We start from the raw sequence: 952 nt of genomic DNA, 5'->3' as shown, positions 1-952 counted from the left end.
ACCTTTATGAATTTCAGCGAAGGGCAGGCGATCGCGGGGACCCCGATCGACGTTGCTTTCATAGGGTCGTGCACAAACGGGCGTCTTTCGGATTTTGAGGCGGTCGCGAATGCGCTGTCGTCGGGCAATTTCCATGTCGCGCCAGGCGTGCAAGCCCTCATCGTACCGGGATCGGAGGGTGTCCGGAAACAGATCTTCGAGAAGGGCCTCGACCGGGTCTTTACCAATGCCGGCTTTGAAGTCCGGGAGGCCGGTTGTTCGATGTGTCTTGCGCTAAACGTCGACAAATTGGTGGGGGATCAGGTCTGTGCGTCCTCCTCAAACCGCAACTTCAAGGGGCGGCAAGGTTCGCCCACGGGACGCACCCTCTTGATGTCGCCGGTGATGGTTGCCGCGGCGGCGGTAACCGGCAAAGTGACCGACGCGCGCGTGCTTTTCGGAATCAACTAGTCGCTTGGAAGGATAAATTGATGTCGGAACTCAATACGATCCAAGGACGGGCCATCGTCATACCTAACGATGATGTCGACACGGACCGCATTATCCCTGCACGGTTCATGCGCGACATATCGTTTGCCGGTCTCGAGCAGCATATCTTCGACGACGACCGTCATGGACCTGAGACCCATGTCCTCGACTGCCCGGAGAGCAAGGGCAGCCGGCTGATGTTCGTCGGCAAGAACTTTGGCTGCGGTTCGTCGAGAGAGCATGCTCCGCAGGGCATTCATCGCTGGGGTATCGATGCAATCGTCGGAGAATCCTTCGCGGAAATCTTCGTGGCCAACTCGGTGGCGGTCGGCATGCCCTGCGTTGAGGTTAGTGGAGAGGACATGCATACCCTGCGGGAGTTGCTGGCAGAACGGCGAGATCGCGATTTCATCCTCGATCTGGCTGCAAAAACCATTCGTTCGGGCAACATGGTCGTCCAATTCGATATGGCGGAAGGACCGCG

At 58.1% G+C, this 952-nt stretch carries 2 protein-coding genes; both read left to right on the top strand.

The genetic code is table 11. From position 1 onward, the window contains the following. On the top strand, nt 1-450 hold a 450-nt coding region (locus ACK8OU_RS20295; protein WP_410305137.1), incomplete at its 5' end, for an aconitase family protein. 20 nt (nt 451-470) lie between these two features. Continuing rightward, nucleotides 471-952, top strand: a 482-nt coding sequence (locus ACK8OU_RS20290; RefSeq protein ID WP_410305136.1) for a 3-isopropylmalate dehydratase small subunit, incomplete at its 3' end; no start/stop codon positions are given.

This window comes from Pontitalea aquivivens, assembly GCF_046507575.1.
GTDB lineage: Bacteria > Pseudomonadota > Alphaproteobacteria > Rhodobacterales > Rhodobacteraceae > Pontitalea > Pontitalea aquivivens.
The sequence above is the reverse complement of the archived record's forward strand: the minus strand, read 5'-3'. Positions and strand labels throughout refer to the sequence as shown.